General features: G+C 58.9%; 6 protein-coding genes. All 6 read left to right on the forward strand.

Features of this window, described 5'->3' with window-relative positions:
- Positions 1–1,636, forward strand: a 1,636-nt coding sequence (gene thrS, locus AC1D1P_RS12180) for a threonine--tRNA ligase (protein WP_477673159.1), incomplete at its 5' end; no start/stop codon positions are given.
- Positions 1,637–1,731: 95 nt separating this feature from the next.
- Positions 1,732–2,331: a translation initiation factor IF-3 gene (gene infC, locus AC1D1P_RS12185; RefSeq protein WP_477669605.1), complete on the forward strand. Its 600-nt coding sequence runs from the start codon at positions 1,732–1,734 to the stop codon at positions 2,329–2,331.
- A 207-nt stretch (positions 2,332–2,538) separates the two neighbouring features.
- Positions 2,539–2,742: a 50S ribosomal protein L35 gene (gene rpmI / locus AC1D1P_RS12190; RefSeq protein WP_007870723.1), complete on the forward strand. Its 204-nt coding sequence runs from the start codon at positions 2,539–2,541 to the stop codon at positions 2,740–2,742.
- A 25-nt stretch (positions 2,743–2,767) separates the two neighbouring features.
- The gene (gene rplT, locus AC1D1P_RS12195) at positions 2,768–3,127 is read left to right on the forward strand and encodes a 50S ribosomal protein L20 (protein ID WP_348046678.1); all 360 of its coding nucleotides are present in this window, start codon (positions 2,768–2,770) and stop codon (positions 3,125–3,127) included.
- Between the two features lie 175 nt (positions 3,128–3,302).
- Positions 3,303–4,367, forward strand: a complete 1,065-nt coding sequence (gene pheS / locus AC1D1P_RS12200; RefSeq protein ID WP_477673160.1) for a phenylalanine--tRNA ligase subunit alpha — start codon at positions 3,303–3,305, stop codon at positions 4,365–4,367.
- A gap of 31 nt (positions 4,368–4,398) precedes the next feature.
- Positions 4,399–5,941, forward strand: a 1,543-nt coding sequence (gene pheT / locus AC1D1P_RS12205) for a phenylalanine--tRNA ligase subunit beta (RefSeq protein WP_477673161.1), incomplete at its 3' end; no start/stop codon positions are given.

A 5,941-nucleotide genomic window follows, 5' to 3' on the forward strand; every position in this document is an offset into this window, starting at 1 on the left:
GGTCACCATAGGCCCGGTGATTGARAACGGGTTTTTCTACGATTTCTCCTACAAGCGTCCGTTCACGCCGGAAGACCTGGTGGCGATCGAAAAGCGCATGACGGAACTTGCGGCCAGGGATGAGCCAGTGACGCGCCGGGTGCTGCCGCGCGATGAAGCCGTGGCGCATTTCAAGAGCATAGGCGAGCATTACAAGGCTGAAATCATTGCGAGCATTCCCGCCAATGAGGATGTGTCGCTCTACCGTGAAGGCGCTTTTGAAGACCTGTGCCGCGGCCCCCACGTGCCCAGCACGGGCAAGCTGAAGTTCTTCAAGCTCATGAAGGTGGCCGGCGCCTACTGGCGCGGCGATCACCGCAATGAAATGCTTCAGCGCGTTTACGGCACGGCCTGGGCCACCAAGGATGAACTGCAGCAGTATCTGACGATGCTCGAGGAGGCTGAAAAGCGCGACCACCGCAAGCTCGGCAAGGAACTGGACCTCTTTCACATCGACGACCATGCACCTGGCCTGGTGTTCTGGCACCCCAAGGGCTGGACGGTCTGGCAGGGCGTTGAGCAGTACATGCGCAAGGTCTACCAGGACAACGGCTACCAGGAGGTCAAGGGCCCCCAGATCATCGACAAGACGCTGTGGGAAAAAACCGGCCATTGGGACAAGTACCGTGACAACATGTTCACGACCGAGAGCGAAAAGCGCGAATACGCCCTCAAGCCCATGAACTGCCCCGGCCATATCCTGATCTTCAAGCAGGGCATTAAAAGCTACCGCGACCTGCCGTTGCGCTACGGCGAGTTCGGCCAATGCCACCGCAACGAGCCTTCGGGTGGGCTGCACGGCATCATGCGTGTGCGCGGTTTCACGCAGGACGACGGCCACATTTTTTGCACCGAAGATCAGATACTGAAGGAATGCGTGGACTACACGACCTTGCTACAAAAGGTGTACACAGATTTCGGCTTCAAGAACATCATCTACAAGGTCGCCACGCGTCCCGAGGCCCGCATCGGCTCGGACGAAAGCTGGGACAAGGCTGAGCATGCGCTGATGGAAAGCCTGCGCGCGTCCGGTTGCGAGTTTGAGATTGCCCCCGGCGACGGCGCTTTTTACGGCCCGAAGATCGAATACACGCTGAAAGACGCCATCGGCCGCCAATGGCAGTGCGGCACCATGCAGGTCGATTTTTCGATGCCGGAACGTCTGGACGCCGAATATGTGGGCGAAGACGGTAACCGTCACCGCCCCGTGATGCTGCATCGCGCGATTGTGGGCAGCCTGGAGCGTTTTATCGGGATTTTGATCGAAGAGCATGCCGGCGCGCTGCCGACCTGGCTGGCTCCCGAGCAGGTTTCGGTGCTCAATATCACCGATTCCCAGGCTGAATATGCCCGGGAAGTTGCCAAAACACTGCAAAATCAAGGGCTTAGGGTCAATCTGGACCTGCGCAACGAGAAAATTACGTATAAAATACGGGAGCACTCGATGAAAAAGCTGCCGTATATCCTTGTCGTAGGCGACAAGGAGAAAGCGGCAGGTGCCGTTGCAGTGCGCGCCCGGGGTAACAAAGACCTTGGAGTGATGCCTCTCGAAGCCTTCGCTGAAACGATCGCTTCCGACATCGCGAAAAAAGCCTGATTTTTAACAAAATTGTTGATGAATTTGGCCTGTCGTCCTTACAGGACGGGCGCAAGCAGCTATAGCTTTTATAGCAAGAGTTAAAGGATAGAACCATCGCTACTGAATTTCGTGACCGCCGTCACCGTGAAGAACGCAAGCACCGCTTGAACCGTGAAATCATGGCCCCTGAAGTACGTCTGAGCGGGCCAGACAATGAGCCGCTGGGCATTGTCAGCATCACCGAGGCTTTGCGCCTTGCGGGTGAGGCCGATGTGGACCTCGTCGAAATCTCCCCCACAGCGGTTCCACCGGTGTGCCGGTTGATGGATTACGGCAAGTTCAAGTACGCCGAGCAGAAAAAGGCGGCGGAAGCGAAGTCCAAGCAAAAAGTGATCGAGATCAAGGAAATCAAATTCCGGCCCGGCACTGACGATGGGGACTACAACATCAAGTTGCGCAACATCAAGCGCTTCTTGGAAGAGGGCGACAAATGCAAGATTACTTTGCGTTTTCGCGGTCGCGAAATCACGCACCAGGAACTGGGCTTGGCCCTGCTGGCGCGTATTCGTGATGAGTTGGCCGATTTGATTGTGGTGGAGCAATTCCCCAAGCTTGAAGGCAGGCAGATGGTCATGATGATCGCGCCGGGTCGTAAAAAACCGGGTACTGCCAAGCCGGCAGCCGAGACGGCTCCGGCACAGTCCGCAGCCTGAGGCTGGCGGACAGCGGATAAGGACAAGGGGCGCTTTGCGGCGTTCCTGCGAAAGCAGGTGCAAGCCAGCTWTCCAAAAGCGGAGGGGTCAAACCTTTTGCGATCAGCGGGAAGTCGAAAGATTTTCCGCTTAACAAGTGTCTCGGGGCCATCAAGTCTGCGGAAGGTTCGCAGCGCCTCACGAGCACAAATGAAAAGGAGCATTCACATGCCCAAAATGAAGACCAAGAGCGGCGCTAAAAAGCGTTTCCGCGTTCGTCCGGGTGGTACCGTCAAGCGCGGCCAAGCCTTCAAACGTCACATCCTGACCAAGAAGACCACCAAAAACAAACGCCATCTGCGTGGTGCGGTGACTGTCCATGAGACCAATATGGGTCACATGGCACAGATGCTCCCAGGCCAGGGCATTTAATTAACGACGAACAAGGAGTACACACATGCCTCGCGTCAAACGTGGTGTAACGGCTCGCGCCCGCCACAAAAAAGTTTTAGCCCTTGCAAAAGGTTTCCGCGGCCGCCGCGGCAATGTCTTCCGTATCGCCAAAGAAGCGGTAATGAAGGCTGGGCAATATGCCTACCGTGACCGCCGTACCAAGAAACGCGTGTTCCGCCAGTTGTGGATCGCCCGTATCAACGCTGCAAGCCGTTCATTCGGCCTGACTTACAGCCAGTTTGCCAATGGCCTGAAGAAAGCCGGCATCGAGATCGACCGCAAGGTTCTGTCCGACATGGCCATTCATGACAGCGCCGCTTTCGGCGCCATCGTTGAACAGGTGAAAGCCAAGCTGGCTGCCTGATTTTCAAGCCGGGCAGTGTTGGTGCTATTAAATCAATAGCTGCTTGCGCAAGAAAAGAAAGGGCTGGAGCTTGAAAAGGCTCTGGCCCTTTTTCATGGCTCTTTCTGCAGTACTCCCGGAACACGAGTGCTGCTGAAAGCGCCTTCGCTGTTTTGTATTTCGAACAAGAGAACGTATGACTCAACCCGATGCCCTCCAGGAACTGGTCAGCACCGCCCATGCCAGTTTTGCGCAGGCCAACACGCCCGCCGACCTGGAAAACGCCAAGGCGCAGTTCCTGGGCAAAACCGGCCGCGTCACGGAATTGATGAAAGGCATGGCCGCACTCAGCGTGGAAGAAAAAAAATCCCGTGGTGCCGCCATCAACCTGGCCAAACAGGCCATCGAAGCTGCATTGAACGATCGCCGTCAGGCACTGGCCGATGCCGAGCTGCAAAAACAACTGAAAGCCGAAGCGCTCGACGTGAGCCTGCCCGGCCGCCAGCGCGCGCAAGGCGGCTTGCATCCCGTTTCGCTGACGCTGGAACGCATTGAAGGCATTTTTGGCTCCATGGGTTTCGACGTGGCCCAAGGCCCCGAGATCGAGACCGACTGGTTTAATTTCACCGCGCTCAATACGCCCGAAGACCATCCAGCGCGTTCGATGCACGACACCTTTTATGTCGAGGGCGGCACCGAGGCCGCGCCCAACCTGCTGCGCACCCACACCAGTCCCATGCAGATCCGCTATGCGGTCCAGCATGTCAAGAAGCATCGCGCGCTGATCGATGCCGGCGGCCGCATGCCCGAAATTCGCGTCATCGCACCGGGCCGCACCTACCGTGTCGACAGTGATGCCACCCACTCGCCCATGTTCCACCAGTGCGAGGGCCTGTGGATAGGCGAGAACGTGAGCTTCAAGGATCTCAAATTCGTCTTCACCGATTTCTGCCGCACCTTCTTTGAAAGCGACGATCTGGTGCTGCGTTTCAGGCCCAGCTTTTTCCCTTTCACCGAGCCCAGTGCCGAGATCGACATCCAGTTCCAGGCTGGCCCGCTGGCCGGCCGCTGGCTGGAAGTGGCCGGCTCCGGCCAGGTGCACCCGAATGTGGTGCGCAACATGGGGCTGGACCCCGAGAAATACATCGGCTTTGCCTTCGGCATGGGCCCTGACCGCCTGACCATGCTGCGCTACGGCGTCAACGACCTGCGTCTGTTCTTCGACGGCGACATCCGCTTCCTCTCCCAGTTTCAGTCCTGAAATAACAAGAACAAGAAAACAAGGTTAGACCATGCAATTCCCAGAATCCTGGTTGCGCGAATTCTGCAACCCGCCTTTGACGACCCAGCAGCTCGCCGACACACTCACCATGGCCGGCCTGGAGGTCGAAGAACTCAAGCCGGTGGCGCCTCCGTTCACCAGGATTGTTGTTGGCGAAATCAAKGAAGCCGTCCAACACCCGGATGCCGACCGCCTGCGCGTCTGCCAGGTCGACGTGGGGCAGGGCAGCCTGCTCAACATCGTTTGCGGTGCACCCAACGCCCGCGTCGGCATCAAGGTGCCATGTGCCCTGGTCGGCGCCGAGTTGCCTCCCGGTGAAGACGGCAAGCCCTTCCTGATCAAGGTCGGCAAACTGCGCGGCGTGGAAAGCCAGGGCATGCTGTGTTCGGCGCGCGAACTCAAGCTCTCTGAAGACAACGGCGGCCTGCTCGAACTGGTGGCCGATGCGCCGCTGGGCCAGGACATCCGTGAGCATTTGAAGCTCGACGACACCCTGTTCACCCTCAAGCTCACGCCCAACCTGGCGCATTGTCTGAGCGTCTACGGTGTTGCGCGCGAAGTCGCTGCGCTCACGGGTGCACCGCTGAAGACACCGGTCATTCCCGCCGTGGCTGCCGCCGACACCGCGAAACTGCCGGTGAAGATCAGCGCGCCCGATTTGTGCGGCCGCTTTTCCGGCCGCGTGGTGCGCAACGTCAATACGAAAGCCACCACACCCCAATGGATGGTCGATCGCCTGGCGCGCTGCGGCCAGCGCAGCGTGACGGCGCTGGTGGACATCTCCAACTACGTGATGTTCGAGCTGGGCCGTCCCTCGCACATCTTTGACCTCGAAAAAATCCATGGCGGGCTCGATGTCCGCTGGGGCAAGCCCGGCGAGACGCTCAAGCTGCTCAACGGCAATACCGTGACGGTTGACGAAAAAGTTGGCGTGATTGCCGACAATGCACAGGTGGAGTCGCTGGCCGGCATCATGGGCGGCGATGCGACCGCCGTCTCGGACGACACGAAACATGTCTACGTCGAAGCTGCCTTCTGGTGGCCCAAGGCCATCGCTGGCCGTTCGCGCCGTTATAACTTTTCGACTGACGCAGGCCACCGTTTTGAGCGAGGCGTTGATCCCGGGCAGACCGTCGAGCACATCGAGCGCATCACCCAGCTGATCATCGACATCTGCGGCACACCGGAAACGGTGTGCGGCCCCATGGACGACCAGCAGGTTAACGTGCCCAAAGCGGTGCCAGTCACTTTGAGGGTGGCGCGTGCAGCCAAGGTGATCGGCATGCCCCTCACGCAGGCGCAATGCCTGGACGCCCTCCAGCGTCTGGGCCTGCCGGTGACGCAAGGCGAGGGCACGCTGACCGTGACACCGCCCAGCTACCGCTTTGATCTGCAGATCGAAGAAGACCTGATTGAAGAAGTGGTGCGCATGGTGGGTTACAACCAGCTCCCCGAAACACCGCCGCTGGCCCCCATCACCGCCAGGTTGCGCGCTGAAGCCGAACGCAGCCCCTTTGGCGTGCGTCGCGCCCTGGCATCACTGGGTTACCAGG

It is taken from the genome of Polaromonas sp. P1_E1_2, assembly GCF_056406035.1.